The sequence below is a fragment of the Acidovorax sp. MR-S7 genome, from assembly GCF_000400995.2.
GTDB lineage: Bacteria > Pseudomonadota > Gammaproteobacteria > Burkholderiales > Burkholderiaceae_C > MR-S7.
In genome coordinates this window covers 115688-131824 of the sequence record NZ_DF238897.1, presented here as the reverse complement: position 1 = coordinate 131824, position 16137 = coordinate 115688, and the positions used below count along the sequence as shown (strand labels likewise).

General features: G+C 70.5%; 14 protein-coding genes. 8 read left to right on the top strand and 6 right to left on the bottom strand.

All coding sequences use genetic code 11. The annotated features are described in order from the left end of the window. Positions 1–4 precede the first annotated feature (4 nt). The 3 genes from AVS7_RS02855 to AVS7_RS02845 are packed head-to-tail and all read left to right on the top strand — an operon-like array spanning position 5 to position 2848. Positions 5–1243, top strand: a complete 1239-nt coding sequence (locus tag AVS7_RS02855; protein WP_020227010.1) for a multidrug effflux MFS transporter — start codon at positions 5–7, stop codon at positions 1241–1243. After that, complete coding sequence (gene miaA, locus AVS7_RS02850) at positions 1236–2195, top strand: tRNA (adenosine(37)-N6)-dimethylallyltransferase MiaA (RefSeq protein ID WP_020227009.1); 960 nt, start codon at positions 1236–1238, stop codon at positions 2193–2195. The genes AVS7_RS02855 and miaA overlap by 8 nt, the downstream gene beginning before the upstream one ends. Next, entirely contained in the window at positions 2192–2848 is a 657-nt protein-coding gene (locus AVS7_RS02845; protein ID WP_020227008.1) for an ABC transporter ATP-binding protein, read from the top strand. Before miaA ends, AVS7_RS02845 begins: the two co-directional genes overlap by 4 nt. 21 nt (positions 2849–2869) lie before the next feature. Here the strand turns inward: AVS7_RS02845 and AVS7_RS02840 are convergent, their stop codons facing one another. Next, positions 2870–3298 (bottom strand): Hsp20/alpha crystallin family protein, encoded by a 429-nt coding sequence (locus AVS7_RS02840; protein ID WP_020227007.1) that lies wholly within the window; start codon positions 3296–3298, stop codon positions 2870–2872. A 260-nt stretch (positions 3299–3558) separates the two neighbouring features. On the opposite strand from AVS7_RS02840, the gene AVS7_RS02835 reads away from it, so the two are divergent. The 5 genes from AVS7_RS02835 (at position 3559) to AVS7_RS02815 (ending at position 11212) form a co-directional block, all read left to right on the top strand. Then, on the top strand, positions 3559–5019 hold the full coding sequence (locus tag AVS7_RS02835) for a mechanosensitive ion channel (RefSeq protein ID WP_020227006.1): 1461 nt from the start codon (positions 3559–3561) through the stop codon (positions 5017–5019). Positions 5020–5087: 68 nt separating this feature from the next. Beyond that, positions 5088–7640, top strand: a complete 2553-nt coding sequence (locus tag AVS7_RS02830) for an FtsX-like permease family protein (protein ID WP_020227005.1) — start codon at positions 5088–5090, stop codon at positions 7638–7640. 52 nt (positions 7641–7692) lie between these two features. Then, entirely contained in the window at positions 7693–8850 is a 1158-nt protein-coding gene (locus AVS7_RS02825) for a GGDEF domain-containing protein (RefSeq protein WP_020227004.1), read from the top strand. A 41-nt stretch (positions 8851–8891) separates the two neighbouring features. Then, the gene (locus AVS7_RS02820; RefSeq protein ID WP_200405906.1) at positions 8892–9962 is read left to right on the top strand and encodes a PLP-dependent cysteine synthase family protein; all 1071 of its coding nucleotides are present in this window, start codon (positions 8892–8894) and stop codon (positions 9960–9962) included. Positions 9963–10138: 176 nt separating this feature from the next. Beyond that, the gene (locus AVS7_RS02815) at positions 10139–11212 is read left to right on the top strand and encodes a lipocalin-like domain-containing protein (RefSeq protein WP_020227002.1); all 1074 of its coding nucleotides are present in this window, start codon (positions 10139–10141) and stop codon (positions 11210–11212) included. 147 nt (positions 11213–11359) lie between these two features. Here the strand turns inward: AVS7_RS02815 and AVS7_RS02810 are convergent, their stop codons facing one another. The 5 genes from AVS7_RS02810 to AVS7_RS02790 are packed head-to-tail and all read right to left on the bottom strand — an operon-like array spanning position 11360 to position 16038. Beyond that, entirely contained in the window at positions 11360–12358 is a 999-nt protein-coding gene (locus tag AVS7_RS02810) for a branched-chain amino acid ABC transporter permease (protein ID WP_020227001.1), read from the bottom strand. Positions 12359–12374: 16 nt separating this feature from the next. Further along, complete coding sequence (locus AVS7_RS02805) at positions 12375–13259, bottom strand: branched-chain amino acid ABC transporter permease (RefSeq protein WP_034689807.1); 885 nt, start codon at positions 13257–13259, stop codon at positions 12375–12377. A gap of 49 nt (positions 13260–13308) precedes the next feature. Beyond that, positions 13309–14511, bottom strand: coding sequence for an ABC transporter substrate-binding protein (locus AVS7_RS02800; protein WP_020226999.1), 1203 nt, complete (start codon positions 14509–14511; stop codon positions 13309–13311). A 41-nt stretch (positions 14512–14552) separates the two neighbouring features. Next, the gene (locus AVS7_RS02795) at positions 14553–15266 is read right to left on the bottom strand and encodes an ABC transporter ATP-binding protein (RefSeq protein WP_020226998.1); all 714 of its coding nucleotides are present in this window, start codon (positions 15264–15266) and stop codon (positions 14553–14555) included. Between the two features lies 1 nt (position 15267). Further along, complete coding sequence (locus tag AVS7_RS02790; RefSeq protein WP_020226997.1) at positions 15268–16038, bottom strand: ABC transporter ATP-binding protein; 771 nt, start codon at positions 16036–16038, stop codon at positions 15268–15270. Between the last annotated feature and the right edge of the window lie 99 nt (positions 16039–16137).

The following is a 16137-nucleotide window of genomic DNA, read 5'->3' as shown; positions in this document are numbered from 1 at the left end:
CACCATGTCCGTCCCCTCCGCCGCCGTCGGCGCGGATGACGCGCCCGCGCTGCCCATCCGTCCTGGCCTTGCCATCGTGGTGCTGGCGCTGCTGCTGTCCATCCAGCCCGTCACCACCGACCTGTACCTGCCCGCCCTGCCCGCGCTCACGCGCAGCCTGGGTGCGCCCGTGGCCGCGGGCCAGCTCACGCTGTCGGCGCTGCTGCTGGCCTTCGGCTGCTCGCAGCTGCTGTGGGGGCCGCTGTCGGACCGCTTCGGCCGCCGGCCCGTGCTGCTCGCGGGGCTGCTGCTGTACACCCTGGCCTCCGTCGGCAGCGCGCTGGCGCCGACCATGGCGCTGCTGGTGGCCTGGCGCACGCTGCAGGGCGTGGCCATGGGCGCGGTGGTGATGTGCGCGCGGGCCATCGTGCGCGACCTGTACACGCCGCTGGCCGGCGCGCGCGCCATGTCCAAGGCGCTGACGGGCCTGGGCCTCATCGCCTGCCTGTGCGCGCCGCTGGGGGGGCTGCTGACCGAATGGCTGGGCTGGCGCGCCGCGCTGCTGGTGCTGACGGCCTATGCCGCCGCCACGCTGGCGCTGATCGCCCTGCGCCTGCCCGAGACGCTGCGGCAGCGCAACCCCCAGGCCCTGCGCCCGGCCACGCTGGCGCGCACCTGGGCGCTGGTACTGCGCTCGCCCACGTTCTGGGCGTTCTCGCTGCAGACCACGGCCAGCTATGGCGGGCTGTTCACCTTCCTGGCGGCCTCGTCCTTCGTCTACATCGAGGTGCTGGGCCTCTCGCGCACCCAATACGGGCTGGTACTGCTGTCCACCGCGGTGGCCTACCTCGTGGGCACGCTAGCATGCCGGCGGCTGCTGGCGCGCGTGGGGCTGCGGCGCACGGTGGCCATCGCCGGGGCCTTGAGCGGCAGCGGCGGCCTGCTCATGGCGCTGGCCGCGCTGCTCGGCTGGCACAGCGTCGCGGCGCTGCTGCCGCCGTTCTACCTGTTCATGCTGGGCCACGGCATCCACCAGCCCTGCGGGCAGTCGGGCGCGGTGGGGCCGTTCCCGCAGGCGGCGGGCGTGGCCTCGGCGCTCAACGGCTTCATGATGATGCTGGCGGCCTTCGCCATCGGCTTCTGGCTGGGCCATGCGCTGGATGGAACGGTGTGGCCGCTGGTGCGCGGCTTGGCCTTCTGGTCGGTGCTGCTGGCCCTGATCGCCTGGACGCTGGTGCAGCGCCATGGAGAGCCCCATGCTTGAGCCCATCGCGCTGGCCGGCCCCACCGCCAGCGGCAAGACCGCCGCCGCCCTGGCCATCGCCGAGGCGCTGGCCCCGCGACTGCCGGTGGAGATCATCAGCGTCGACTCCGCCCTGGTCTACCGGAGCATGGACATCGGCACCGCCAAGCCCACGCGCGAGGAGCTGGCCCGCGTGCCGCACCATCTCATCGACATCCGCGACCCGCTGCAGCCCTACAGTGCTGCCGAGTTCGTGCAGGACGCCACGCGCCTCATCGCCGAGATCCGTGCGCGCGGCGCGCTGCCGCTGCTCGTGGGCGGCACCATGCTCTATTTCAAGGCGCTCTTCGACGGCATCGACGACATGCCCCCGGCCGACCCCGCCGTGCGCGCCCGCCTGGATGCGCAGGCCGCCGCGCTGGGCTGGCCCGCCATGCACGCCGAGCTGGCCCGCGTGGACCCCGCCACCGCCGCCCGGCTGGCCCCGGGCGACAGCCAGCGCATCCAGCGCGCGTTGGAGGTATGGCACCTCTCGGGCAAGCCGCTGTCGAGCTTCCATACTACAAAAACAAGAGCTGCTAGCGCTTTCCAGGTAAGCGCTGGAGCCCTTTTTTCCTTGGAACCCGGCAACCGTGCCTGGCTGCACGAGCGCATCGCCCGGCGCTTCCACGCCATGCTGGCCGAAGGCTTCCTCGACGAGGTGATCCGCCTGCGCGCGCGCGGCGATCTGCACCCCGACCTGCCCAGCATGCGCTGCGTGGGCTACCGCCAGGCCTGGGAATCGCTGGACGGCCTGTACCCGCTGGCCACCCTGCCCGAGCGCGGCATCGCCGCCACACGCCAGCTCGCCAAGCGCCAGATCACCTGGCTGCGCGGCATGCCCGCTCGCCACGCCATCCCCTGCGACGCGCCCGACGCCACGGCGCAGCTCGTGCAAGCCGTGCGAACCCGGCTGGAGCGCGTGGACGCATGACCGCGCTGCTGCGCGTCGAAGGCCTCGCCAAGCGCTACGGCGCGTCGGCCGTGTTCGAGAACGTGCACTTCACCGTGGCGGCCGGCGAATTCGTCGCCATCGTCGGCGACTCGGGCGTGGGCAAATCCACCCTGCTCAACTGCCTGGCGGGCCTGGACACCTGGGACGCCGGCCGCGTGCTGCACGCCGGCACCGACCTGGCCGTGCAGGGCGAAACCCAGCGCGCCCTCTGGCGCCGCGCCCACGTCGGCTTCGTGTTCCAGGCCTTCCACGTGCTGCCGCACCTGGACGTGGCGCAGAACGTGGGCCTGCCGCTGATGCTGCTCGGCCGCGCGGACGCCGCGCGCGTGCAGCAGATGCTGCAGGCCGTGGGCCTCGCGGACCTGGGCGAGCGCCTGCCGCAGCACCTGAGCGGCGGCCAGCTGCAGCGCGTGGCCATCGCCCGCGCCCTGGTACACCGCCCCGCCCTGCTGCTGGCCGACGAGCCCACGGGCAACCTCGACCCCACCACGGCCGCGCAGGTGCTGGACCTGCTCGTCGCCCAGACGCGCCAGCAGGGCGCGGGGCTGGTGCTGGTCACGCACTCGGACGCGGCGGCGGCGCGGGCGGACAGGGTGCTGCGCCTGAGCGCGCAGGGCATCGCAGCGCGCTGACCTACAGTAAGCAGGCGGTGACTACTCGATCGCCAGCCGCTGCGCGCTGCCACCCTGCTTCTTGGGCAGCACCAGCGTCAGCACGCCGTTGTCGTACTTGGCCTTGGCCTGCGACGCGTCCAGCTCCGTGGGCAGGCGGAAGCTGCGGGCCAGGGCGCCGAAGTAGCGTTCGCTGCGCAGCACCTTCTCGCCATCCTTCTTCTCGTCGTGCTGGCGCACCTCGGCGCGCAGACTGACCACGTCGCCTTCCACGCTCACGTGGATGTCTTCCTTGGGCACGCCGGGCACCTCGGCGTGGACGGTGTAGGAAGCTTCGTCCTCCTTCACGTCCACCTTGATCTGCGAGGGCTGGGGCAGGCCGTCGCCGTGCAGCGGCCGCACGTAGAAGCCGGGAGCGAAGTCCTTGAAGAAGTCGTCGAACAGGCTGCCGCGGGTTACCAGAGAATTCATTTTCAAACTCCTTGGATGGGTTGGTGATCCGGGGCCGCCGGGGCGGCGTCCCCTCACCGGATAAATACGTACGGCCCTTGCGCTTTCAAGGGCCAGGGCGCAGGGTTCTGATCTGGCGCAAACCCCGCAGCAACACCCGCGAACGCCTGGATACGAATTGTCAAGAAAAGTCCCGCCCGGCCGTGAGGCATCGCGCAAGGGTTGCGCTGAGAGCTCAGGCCTCCACAATGGACCGGCGATCAACCGACTCGGGAGGAACCATGGATCTCAACACCTTCTCGCAGGCGCTGCAGCAATCGCTGGGCGCCCACATTCCCCAGATCCTCGGCGCGCTGGCCGTCCTGGCGCTGGGCTGGCTGCTGGCCGTCATGGCACGGGCCGCCACGCGGCGGGTGCTGCGCATGGCGCGGCTGAACCAGCGCATCGGCGAGAGCGCGGCCACGCCCATCGACGCCGAGACGCCCGCCGCCACCGCCGTCTTCTGGCTGGTGCTGCTGGCTACGCTGGTGGCCGTGCTCAACACGCTGGATCTGACGCTGCTGTCCGCCCCCTTCGCCAGCATGGTGCAGGACGTGGTGGGCTACGTGCCCCACCTCGTGGCCGGTGCCGTGCTGGCGCTGGTGGCCTGGCTGCTGGCCGTGGTGCTGCGCGCCGTGACCACGCGCGCGCTGGCGGCCACCACGCTGGACGAGCGCCTATCCGAAGAGGCGGGCATGGCCCCCATCAGCCGCAGCGCGGGCAACGTGCTGTTCTGGCTGGTGATCCTGTTCTTCCTGCCGGCCATCCTGGGCGCGCTGCGGCTCGAAGGCGTGCTGGACCCGGTGCGCGACCTGCTCGGCCGCATGCTGGCCTATGTGCCCGGCATCTTCGGCGCGGCGGTGATCGCCATCGCGGGCTACGTCGTGGCGCGCGTGCTGCGCGCGCTGGTCACCAACCTGCTGGCCGCCGCGGGCAGCGACCGCCTCAACGCCTGCATCGGGCTCGACCCGGCCGTGCAGCTCTCGCGCCTGGGCGGCACGCTGGTGTTCATCCTGGTGTTCGTTCCCTCGCTCATCGCGGCGCTGGACGCGCTGCAGGTCGAGGCCATCTCGCGCCCCGCCACGCAGGTGCTGCACCAGATCCTGGGCGCCGTGCCGCACATCATCGCGGCGGCCGTGATCCTGCTGCTGACGTGGTACGTGGCCAAGTTCGCCGCCGGCCTGCTCACCAAGCTGCTGGAGAGCGCCGGCTTCGACAGCCTGCCGGCCAAGCTGGGCCTGTCGCACGCGCTCTCGGGCGCCACCAGCCCCTCGCGCCTGGCGGGCGCGGTGGTGCTGTTCTTCGCACTGCTCTTCGGCGCGGTGGAGGCCGCCTCGCAGCTGGGCTTCTACCAGGTGAGCGACGTGGTGACCACCTTCATCACCTTCAGCGGCGACATCCTGCTGGGCAGCGCCATCCTGGTCGTGGGCTTCTGGCTCTCGGGCGTGGCCGCCACGGCCATCCGCCGCGCCAGCCCCGAGGGCGGCCAGCTGGCCGCCAACGTAGCGCGCTTCGCCATCCTGGGCCTGGTGATCGCCATGGGCCTGCGCGCCATGGGCATCGCCAACGAGATCGTGCAGCTGGCCTTCGGCCTTACGCTGGGCGCCGTCGCCGTGGCCGTGGCGCTGGCCTTCGGCCTGGGCGGGCGCGAGGCGGCAGGCAAGCTGCTCGACCATTGGCTGGCCAAGCTGCGCCGCGACTGACCGGCAACGCCCCCATACAGGCGCCCCTATCCCGGGGCGCTTTTTTTTTGCGCCACACAATCCCCTTCATGCGCGCCCTGTTCCTCACGTTCTCCTGGCAAGACCTGCGCCGCCACCCCTGGCGCAGCCTCGCGGCCGTGGCGGCGGTGATGCTGGGTGTGGCGCTGGCGTTCGCGGTGCACGTGATCAACGCCTCGGCCCTGGACGAGTTCACGCGCGCCGTGCGCGTGGCGGGCGGCCAGAGCGACTTGCAACTGCGCGCCGCGCAGGGCCCGCTACCCGAAGCGCTCTACGCAACCGTGGCTAAGCACCCGCAGGTAGCGCATGCCAACCCGGTGCTGGAACTGCCCGCCATGGCCTGGCATGCGCAGGCGCGCGTGCCGCTGCGCGTGGTGGCGGCCGATGCGTTGCTGCTGCCCGCCACCGCGCCAGCGCTCATGCCCCGCGCATGGGACGGCGCCGACCGGCTGGCGATGCTCGCGCCCGCCACGGTGTTCCTCAACGCGGCGGCGCTGCAGGCGCTGGGGCTGGACAGCGCCCCGCAGACCATCGCCCTGCAAGCCGGCCTGCAGCGCCAGAACGTGCGCGTGGCGGGCACGGTGGCCGCCGCGGGCGGGCCGCTGGCGGTGATGGACATCGGCGCCGCGCAGGATTTCTTCGGGCGCACCGGCCAGCTCTCGCGCATCGACCTGCGGCTTGCACCCGGCGCCGACCGCTCCGCACTCGCCCGGGAACTGCCCGCCAACGCCGTGCTGTCCGAGCCCGGCGACAGCGCCGCGCAGGTGGACCAGCTCTCGCGCGCCTACCGCGTCAACCTCACCGTGCTGGCACTGGTGGCGCTGTTTACCGGCGCGTTCCTCGTGTTCTCGGTGCTCGCGCTAGGCGTAGCGCGGCGGCTGCCGCAGTTCGCGCTGCTGGCCGTGCTGGGCGCCACGCCGCGCCAGCGGCTGGCGCTGGTGCTGGCCGAAGCCGCCGCGCTGGGCCTGGCGGGCAGCGCGGCCGGCATCGCCCTGGGCACGGCGCTGGCCGCACTGGCGCTGCGCCTGCTGGGCGGGGACCTGGGCGGCGGCTATTTCACCGGCGTGCGCCCGCCGCTGCAGTGGAGCCTGCCCGCCGCCCTGCTCTACGGGCTGCTGGGCACGGCCGCCGCGCTGGCCGGCGGCTGGTGGCCCGCGCGCACGGCCCAACGGCTGCCGCCCGCGCAAACGCTCAAGGGCCTGGGCCTGGCCGATACGCAGGCCGCACGCGGCGGCATCGGTATGGTTTTGATAGCTGGCAGCGCTTTCCTGGCGGGCGTTCCGCCCATTTTTGGCATGCCTTTGGCGGCCTACGTATCGGTGGGCCTGCTGCTCGTGGGCGGCATCGCCCTGCTGCCCTGGCTGGTGCAGGCGCTGCTGGGCGCGCTGCAGCCCTGGGCCGCGCGCGGCCCGCTGCGGCTGCTGGCGCTGGAGCGCGCGCGCCGCATGCGCGCCACGGCCGCCGTCGCGGTGGGCGGCGTGGTGGCATCGCTTAGCCTGGCCGTGGCGCTGACGGTGATGGTGGGCAGCTTTCGCGGATCGGTGGACCAGTGGCTGGACGCCGTGCTGCCCGCCCCGCTCTACGTGCGCGCGCCGGGCGGCCTCACGGGCGATGACGCCGCCGTCTTCCCCCCGGGCTTCGCCGACGCCGTGGCCCGCCTGCCCGGCGTGGCACGCGTGCAGGCGCTGCGCACCAGCAGCGTGCAGCTCGCGCCCACGCGCCCGGCCGTGGCGCTGCTGGCGCGGCCCCTGGGGCCCGACCCGGCCCGCGCGCTGCCGCTGGTGGGCGCGCCGCTGCCGGTGCCGCCCGGCCGGGTGGGCGTGTACGTGAGCGAGGCGGTGGCCGACCTCTACGGCGCGCGGCCCGGCGCGGACTGGCCCGCACTTTCACAGTCTTTTGTGCCTGCAGCGCAAGCGGGACAAGCGCGAGCAGCTTCTTTTTTCATAGCAGGCGTATGGCGCGACTACGTGCGCCAGCACGGCGCCATCGCGCTGGATGCGGGCGATTTCACGCGCCTGACGGGCGACGCGCGCGCCAGCGACCTCGCACTGTGGCCCGCGCCGGGCGCGGATGTGGCCGCGCTGCGCACCGCCGTGCAGCAATTGGCGCGAGAGCGGCTGGGCGCCGACGCTGCGGCGCTGGACTTCACCTCGGCCGGCGCGATCCGCGCGCGCTCGCTGGCCATCTTCGACCGCAGCTTCGCCGTCACCTACTGGCTGCAGGCCGTGGCCATAGCCATCGGCCTGTTCGGCGTGGCGGCCAGCTTCGGGGCGCAGGTGCTCGCGCGGCGCAAGGAGTTCGGCCTGCTGGCGCACCTGGGCCTCACGCGCCGGCAGATCCTGGCCGTGGTCGCCGGCGAGGGCGCGGCCTGGACGGCCGTGGGCGCGGTGGCCGGCACGCTGCTGGGCCTGGCCGTGGCGGTGGTGCTGGTGCACGTGGTCAACCCGCAGAGCTTCCACTGGACGATGGACCTGGCCGTGCCCTGGCCGCGCCTCGTTCTGCTGGGGCTGGCGGTGGTCGCTGCGGGCACGCTCACGGCATGGGCGGCGGGCCGCACCGCGGCGGGGCGCGACGCGGTCACGGCCGTCAAGGAAGACTGGTAGGCTGCGGGCCTGTTCCACGCCAGCCTCCGCTTCACCGCGCCTCTTTCCCTCCATGGTTGCAACCGTCATCGTCGGCATGCTGTGCGTGCACCTGCTGTGCTTCGCCATCATGTTCTGGCTGATCGGCAGGCGCCTGCAGGGCAGCCCGCTGGGCATGGACGCCTTCGCCCTGGGCAATGCCATGCTGGGCTCGGCCTATGTGCTGCAGTTGCTAGGCGACGGGTCGGACTGGGGTGCATCCGTCGTAGTCAACCACACGCTGACGGTGTGCACGCCTATGGTCTATTGGGTGGGCGCCATGCGGTTCTTCGGCCGGCCCGCTCCCTTGCTCCAGCCGGTGCTCGCCCTGGCGCTGGCCTATGCGGCCGCGCAGGTGCTGGTGCAGTGGCTGGCGGGCCCGGTCGCCCGCTACGCGATGCTGGCGTTTGCCATGGCGCTGATGTTCCTGGCCATGAACGTGGCGGTGGTCCACGCCATGCGCGGCATTGCCAGGGACCTGCGCGTGGAGATGGCGCTTTTCGCGCTGCTCATCGGCGGCCTGGGCGTGCTGAACGCCATCAAGGGCGTGCTGGTGGTGCAGGGCGGGCTGGACGCGCTGGATATGAAGCACCGCTTCCAGGTCGTGTTCTATGTCTACATGTCCTTCCTGGCCACGGTGCTGGCGCCGTCCATGATCTGGCTCGTGCTGCGCCGCCTGACCGACGAGCTGCGGGCCACGGCGGCGCGCGACCCGCTGACCCACCTGCTCAACCGGCGCGGCCTGCTCGCGGGGCTGGAGGGGCATTTCGGCGCCCGCACCGCCGGGCCCGCGCGCCTGCTGCTGCTGGACATCGACCATTTCAAGCACATCAACGACGCCCACGGCCACAAGGCCGGCGACGTAGTGCTGTGCCGCGTGGCCGAGGTGCTGCGCCGCACGGTGCGGCGTGCAGACCTGGCCTGCCGCACCGGGGGCGAGGAATTCGTCATCGTTTGCCTGGACACGGACGACGAGGGCGTGGTGCGCCTGGCCGAGCGCGTGCGCCTGGCCATCGAACAGCAGGCGGTGCCCATGCCGGGCGCGAAGGAGCCGCTGCGCTGCACCGCGACCATCGGCATGTCGCGCGCCTTCCACCACCCGGACGGGTTCGACGCGGCCATGCAGGAAGCCGACGCCGCGCTCTACCGGGGCAAGGCGTCCGGGCGCAACCGCATCGAGTGGGGGCGCTGAGCCATGGTGGCGACCGGCGCATGCTTGCGACAATCATGCCCATGCCACACACCTCTTCCCCTGCCACCGCGTCGTGGTTGCACCAGGCCATCGCCCGCATCGAGGCCGACTACCAGCGCAGTGCCGACACGCACCTGATTCCGTTGCCCCTGCCCGCCTTCGCGGCCGCGGGGATCGACCTGTACCTGAAGGACGAGTCCACCCACCCCACGGGCAGCCTCAAGCACCGGCTGGCGCGCTCGCTGTTCCTCTACGCACTGTGCAACGGCTGGGTGCGCGAGGGCTCCACCATCGTGGAGGCGTCCAGCGGCTCCACGGCCGTGAGCGAGGCCTATTTCGCCCGCCTGCTGGGCCTGCCCTTCGTGGCGGTGATGCCGCGCAGCACCTCGGCCGAGAAGATCGCGCTGATCGAGTTCTACGGCGGGCGCTGCCACTTCGTGGAGAGCGCGGGCGAGGTCTACGACGCGGCGCGCGCCGTGGCGCTGGAGACCGGCGGGCACTACATGGACCAGTTCACCTACGCCGAGCGCGCCACCGACTGGCGCGGCAACAACAACATCGCCGAGAGCATGTTCACGCAGATGCAGCGCGAGCGCCACCCGGTGCCGCGCTGGATCGTGGTGGGCGCGGGCACGGGCGGCACGAGCGCGACCATCGGCCGCTACGTGCGCTACCAGCGCCATGCCACGCAGATCTGCGTGGCGGACCCGGCGGGCTCGGTGTTCGCGGCCTACCACCGCACGGGCGACGCCACGCTCACCGCGCCGGGCTCGCGCATCGAGGGCATCGGCCGCCCGCGCGTGGAGCCGAGCTTCATCCGCACGCTGGTGGACCGCATGGAGGAAGTGCAGGACCCGGACTCCATCGCCGCCATGCGCGCGCTCTCGGCGCTGCTGGGGCGGCGCGTGGGACCGTCGACGGGCACCAACTTCGTCGCCATGCTGGCACTGGCGCAGGAGATGCGCACGCGCGGCGAGCAGGGCTCCATCCTCTCGCTGCTGTGCGACGCGGGCGAGCGCTACCTGCCCACCTACCACGACGAGGACTGGGTGCGGCGCTGCCTGGGCGATTGCGCGGACGCCGGCGAGCGGCTGCAGGGGCGCATGGCCTGAAATGAAACAACACCCCCCTGAGTCGCTTCGCGCCTTCCCCCCGCTCTCGCAACGCTGCGCGTTGCAGGCAGGGGGACGCAGCCAGCGCGGCGGGGCGGCCCTTGCGCGGCTGCCCGCGCTTGGGACACGCCAGTTTCATCGGCTGCGGGTGGCGCGCAGCGCGATGGAAAACTGACATGGCGATCTGCCGGCGCGCGCTGCTGCTCGGGGCGCTGGCCTGGGGCTCGCCCGCCCTCGCGCTGCCGCCGCGTGCTCTCGCCTTTCCGCGCGACCACGGCAGCCACCCGGAGCTGCGCACCGAGTGGTGGTACATCACCGGCCACGCGCAGGCCGAGGGGCGGCCCTGGGGCTTCCAGATCACCTTCTTCCGTTCGCGCGTGGAGAGCACGCAGGGCCTGCGTTCAGCGTTCGCGGCCAAGCAGTTGCTCTTTGCCCACGCGGCGCTCACCGACGTGCAGGGCCAGCGGCAGCTGCACGACCAGCGCATCGCGCGCGCCGGGTTCGGCATCGCCGAGGCGGCCGAGGACGATGCGCGCATCCGCCTGGGCGGCTGGTCGCTGGTGCGCCACGCGGCCGATGCCCCGGGTGCCAGCCGCTACGCGCTGCAGGCGCAGGCCGAGGGCTTCGGGCTGGCGCTGGACTGCGCGAGCACCCAGCCCGTGCTGCTGCAAGGCCGGGCGGGCCTGTCGCGCAAAGGGCCGCAGGAAGCGCAGGCGAGCTACTACTACAGCCAGCCGCAGCTCGCGGTGAGCGGCACGCTCACCCTCGCGGGCCGGCGCATGCCGGTCAGCGCGGGCCGCGCCTGGATGGACCACGAGTGGAGCGAGGCGCTGATGCACCCCGACGCCGTGGGCTGGGACTGGATCGGCATGAACCTGGCGGACGGCGGCGCGCTCACGGCCTTCCGCCTGCGCCGGGCCGATGGCAGCGCACTCTGGGCGGGCGGCTCGCTGCGCCGTGCGGGCGAGGCGGCACGGCCCTTCGGGCCGCACGAGGTGGCGTTCACCCCGCTGCGCCACTGGGAGAGCGGCGCCAGCGGCGCGCGCTACCCCGTCGAATGGCGCGTGCAGACGCCCGCGGGCGCCTTCACCGTGCGGGCGCTGCTCGACGACCAGGAGCTGGACAGCCAGGGCTCCACCGGCGCGATCTACTGGGAGGGGCTGTGCGCGCTGCTGGACGCTGCCGGCCAGGAGGTGGGGCGCGGCTACCTAGAGATGACGGGCTACGCACGCCGGCTGCAGCTGGGCTGAGCGGGCTTCCAAAAAGAGAGCTGCCTGCGCTTGCCATATGGCGCTTTACGGGGCATATGGCAGCAAAACCCGGTACCAGCAAGCGCAGCCAGCTATCAAAAAAATAGCCGCGCAGTGCGCGGCTATTCGTTTGGCAGGCCCGGGCGGTCAGTGCGCGCCGCCACCGGCCTTGCGGCGTTCCAGCCAGGCGATGAGCTCGCCCATGATGCCGCGGCGGAAGGCCAGCACGCAGACCACGAAGATCAGGCCGGTGACGATGGTCACCGATTCGCCCAGCGTGTTGAACCAGTCGATGGTGGTGATCTTGGCCAGCAGGTTGCCCAGCTCGCCGATCTTGTTCTCCAGCAGCACGACCACGGCCGAGCCCACCAGCGGACCGCTGAGCGTGCCCAGGCCGCCCACCAGCGTCATCAGCACCACGTGGCCGGAGGCGCTCCAGTGCACGTCGGACAGCGTGGCGAAGCCCAGCACCAGCGTCTTGAGCGAACCGGCCAGCCCCGCGATGGCGGCCGAGATGACGAAGGCCAGCAGCTTGAAGCGGTTGGTGTCGTAGCCCAGCGAGATGGCGCGCGGCTCGTTTTCCTTGATGCCCTTGAGCACCTGGCCGAACGGCGAGTGGATGGTGCGCACGATCAGCAGGAAGGCCACCACGACGACGATCAGGCACACGTAGTACATGGTCATGTCGCTCGTGAGGTCGATCACGCCGAACAGCTTGCCGCGCGGCACGCCCTGCAGGCCGTCCTCGCCGCCGGTGAACTTCGCCTGCAGCGCCGCGAAGAACAGCATCTGCGCGAGCGCCAGCGTGATCATGGTGGCGTAGATGCCCTGCCGGCGGATGGCGAAGAAGCCCATCACGAGGCCGAGCAGCGCACCGGCCGCGAGGCCTGCCAGCAGGCCGAGCTCGGGCGTGGCGCCCCAGACCTTGACGGCGTGGCCCGTCACGTAGGCCGCGCCGCCCAGGAAGGCCGCGTGGCCGAAGGACAGCAGGCCCGTGTAGCCCAGCAGCAGGTTGAAGGCCGAGGCGAACAGTGCGAAGCACAGCAGCTTCATCACGAAAACCGGGTAGGCACCCAGGAAGGGCGCGGCGATCAGACCCAGCAGCAGCAGGCCATACCCAATGGGGGCAAATTTCTTCGAGTTCATGCGTTGCAGCCCCTAATCACTTCTCTTTGCCGAACAGGCCGGCGGGGCGGATGAGGAGGACGATGGCCATGATGACGAACACCACGGTGGACGAAGCCTCGGGGTAGAAGACCTTGGTGAAGCCTTCGACCACTCCCAGCCCCAGCCCCGTGAGGATGGAGCCCATGATGGAGCCCATGCCGCCGATCACCACCACCGCGAACACGACGATGATGAGGTTCTGCCCCATGAGCGGCGTGACCTGGTAGACCGGCGCGGCCAGCACCCCGGCGAAGGCCGCCAGCGCAGCGCCGAAGGCGTAGGTGAGCGTGATCATCACGGGCACGTTGACGCCGAAGGCCTCGACCAGGCGCGGGTTCTCGGTGCCGGCGCGCAGGTAGGCGCCGAGCTTGGTCTTCTCGATCACGTACCACGTGGCGATGCACACCACGATGGAGGCCACGACTACCCAGGCGCGGTAGTTCGGCATGATCATGAAGCCGAGGTTGGTCGCGCCTTCCAGCGCCTCTGGCGTGTCGTAGCCCAGGCCCGAGACGCCGTAGATCGAGCGGAACACGCCCTCGATCATCATCGTCAGGCCCAGTGTGAGCAGCAGGCCGTAAAGGTGGTCGAGCTTGTAGATCCAGCGCAGCAGCGTGCGCTCGATCACCACCCCGACCAGCCCCACCACCAGCGGCGCGGCAATCAGCATCACCCAGTAGTTGATGCCGAAGTAGTTCATGGCCATCCAGGTGATCAGCGCCCCCAGCATGAACAGCGCACCGTGCGCGAAGTTGATCACGTTGAGCAGGCCGAAGATCACGGCCAGCCCAAGGCTGAGGATCGCGTAGAACGAGCCATTGACCAGCCCCAGCAGGAGCTGGCTCAGCATGGCCGGCATTGATACACCAAAGATTTCCATAAAAACGCTGCGGGATGGAGGAGTCGGTTGGGGTCAGGTCAGCAGGCCGTCACTTCCACAGTGCGCACTTGCTCTCGGCCTTGGTGGTGAACACCTCTTCGCCAGGGAGCTTGGCCACGACCTTGTAGTAGTCCCAGGGTTCCTTGGACTCGGCGGGCGCCTTCACCTGCATCAGGTACATGTCGTGCACGAAGCGGCCGTCGGCGCGGATGTTGCCCTTGGCGTAGAAGTCGTTGATGGGCGTGGACTTGAGCTTGGCCATGACCTTGTCGGCATCGGTGGTGCCGGCGGCCTGCACGGCCTTGAGGTAGTTCATGGTGGCGGAGTAGTCGGCCGCATGGATGTCCGTGGGCATGCGCTTGGTCTTGGCGAAGAACTTCTTGCCGAATGCGCGCGTCTGGTCGTTCAGGTTCCAGTCCCAGCTCGTGGTGAGCAGCAGGCCTTCGGTGTTCTTCAGGCCCAGGCTGTGGACGTCGGTCAGGAACACCAGCAGGCCGGCCATCTTCATGGTCTTGTTGATGCCGAATTCCTTGGCTGCCTTGATCGCGTTGATCGTGTCGCCGCCCGCGTTGGCCAGGCCCAGGATCTGCGCCTTGGAGCTTTGCGCCTGCAGCAGGAACGAGGAGAAGTCGGACGCGTTCAGCGGGTGCTTCACGCTGCCCAGCACCTTGCCGCCCGCGGCGTTGACGACCTTGGTGGTGTCGTCCTGCAGCGCCTGGCCGAAGGCGTAGTCGGCCGTCAGGAAGAACCAGTCCTTGCCGCCCTGCTTGACCACCGCGCCGCCCGTGCCCTTGGCCAGGGCCACGGTGTCGTAGGCATAGTGCACGGTGTAGGGCGTGCACTGCTCGTTGGTCAGCGCGGAGGAGCCTGCGCCGCTGTTGAAGTAGACGCGCTTCTTCTCCTCGGCGATCTTGGCCATGGCCAGCGCCGTGCCGGAGTTGGTGCCGCCGAACAGCATGGTCAGGCCCTGCGTGTCGATCCACTCGCGGGCCTTGGAGGCGGCGATGTCGGCCTTGTTCTGGTGGTCGGCCGAGAGCAGCTCGATGGGCTTGCCCAGCACCTTGCCGCCGAAGTCGTCGATGGCCATCTGGATCGCCACGGCGCCGTTCTTGCCTTCCACGTCGGCGTAGAGGCTGGACATGTCGGTGATCAGGCCGATCTTGACTTTGTCCTGTGCATGCGCCTGCACGGCCACCAGGCCCAGGCCCACGGCTGCGAGGCCGGCGGCCAGCGTCTTGAGTTTGTGTTGCATCGTTGTCTCCTTGGTCGAAAAAACAGGGGTGGAGAGCGCCGTTACACGCCCAGCAATTGGTTGAGGACGGGCATCTTCTCGTCGAGTTCGGCGGAGCCGAACTGCTCCACGATGCGCCCGTGTTCCATCACGTAGAAGCGGTCGGCCAGCGGCGCGGCGAAGCGGAAGTTCTGCTCCACCATCACCACGGTGTAGCCCTTCTCGCGCAGCATGGTGATCATGCGGGCCAGGGCCTGCACGATCACGGGCGCCAAGCCCTCGGAGATCTCGTCGAGCAGCAGCAGGTTGGCACCCGTGCGCAGGATGCGGGCCACGGCCAGCATCTGCTGCTCGCCGCCCGACAGGCGCGTTCCCTGGCTGCCGCGGCGCTCCGCGAGGTTGGGGAACATGGCGTAGATCTCGTCGACCGGCATGCCTGCCGTGCCCGTCTTGAGCACGGGCGGCAGCATCAGGTTCTCCTCGCACGACAGGCTGGAGAAGATGCCGCGCTCCTCGGGGCAGTAGCCCACGCCCAGGTGGGCGATGCGGTGCGTGGGCATGCCGATGGTCTCGGTGCCGTTGATCTTGACGGAGCCCTTGCGTGCGCCGGTCAGGCCCATGATGGCGCGCATGGTGGACGTGCGCCCGGCGCCGTTGCGACCGAGCAGCGTGACCACCTCGCCAGGCTGCACGACCATGTCCACGCCGTGCAGCACGTGCGACTCGCCGTACCAGGCCTCGAGGTTGCGGATCTCCAGTGCGGGGGTGCCGGCCATCTCAGTGCGCTCCCTGCAGTTGGCCGTCGGTCGTGCCCATGTACGCTTCCATGACTTGCGGATTCCTCGAAACTTCCTCGTAAGGCCCCTCGGCGAGGACGGCCCCGCGCTGCAGCACCGTGATGCAGTCCGCGATGGTCGAGATGACCTTCATGTTGTGCTCCACCATGAGGATGGTGCGGCCGGTCGAAACCTTCTTGATGAGCTGGGTGACGCGGTCCACGTCCTCGTGGCCCATGCCCTGGGTGGGCTCGTCGAGCAGCATCAGCTCGGGCTCCATGGCCAGCGTGGTGGCGATCTCCAGCGCGCGCTTGCGGCCGTAGGGCAGGTTCACCGTGACCTCGTCGGCCAGGTCCTTCAGGCCCACCTCGTCCAGCAGCTGCATGGCGCGGTCGTCGAGCTGGTGCAGGCTGCGCTCGCTGCGCCAGAAGTGGTAGCTCGTGCCCAGCTTGCGCTGCAGGCCCAGGCGCACGTTCTCCAGCAGCGTGAGGTGCGGGAACACGGCCGAGATCTGGAACGACCGGATCACGCCGCGCCGCGCGATCTGCGCCGGCTGTTCACGCGTGATGTCCGTGCCGTTGAAACGGATGGTGCCCGAGGTGGGCTCCAGGAACTTGGTCAGCAGGTTGAAGCACGTCGTCTTGCCTGCGCCGTTGGGGCCGATCAGCGCGTGGATGGAGCCGCGGCGAACCGACAGGTTCACATCGCTGACCGCGGTGAAGCCCTTGAATTCCTTGGTGAGGTGGGAGGTTTCCAGTATGACGTCGCTCATTGCAAACAGATGAGCGCCGCGCGGTGGCGCGGCGCTGCCCGTGTCTCCATGTGAATGTTGCACCGCATCCTAAGTGCGGCTCCCCGGCCCCGCACTGGG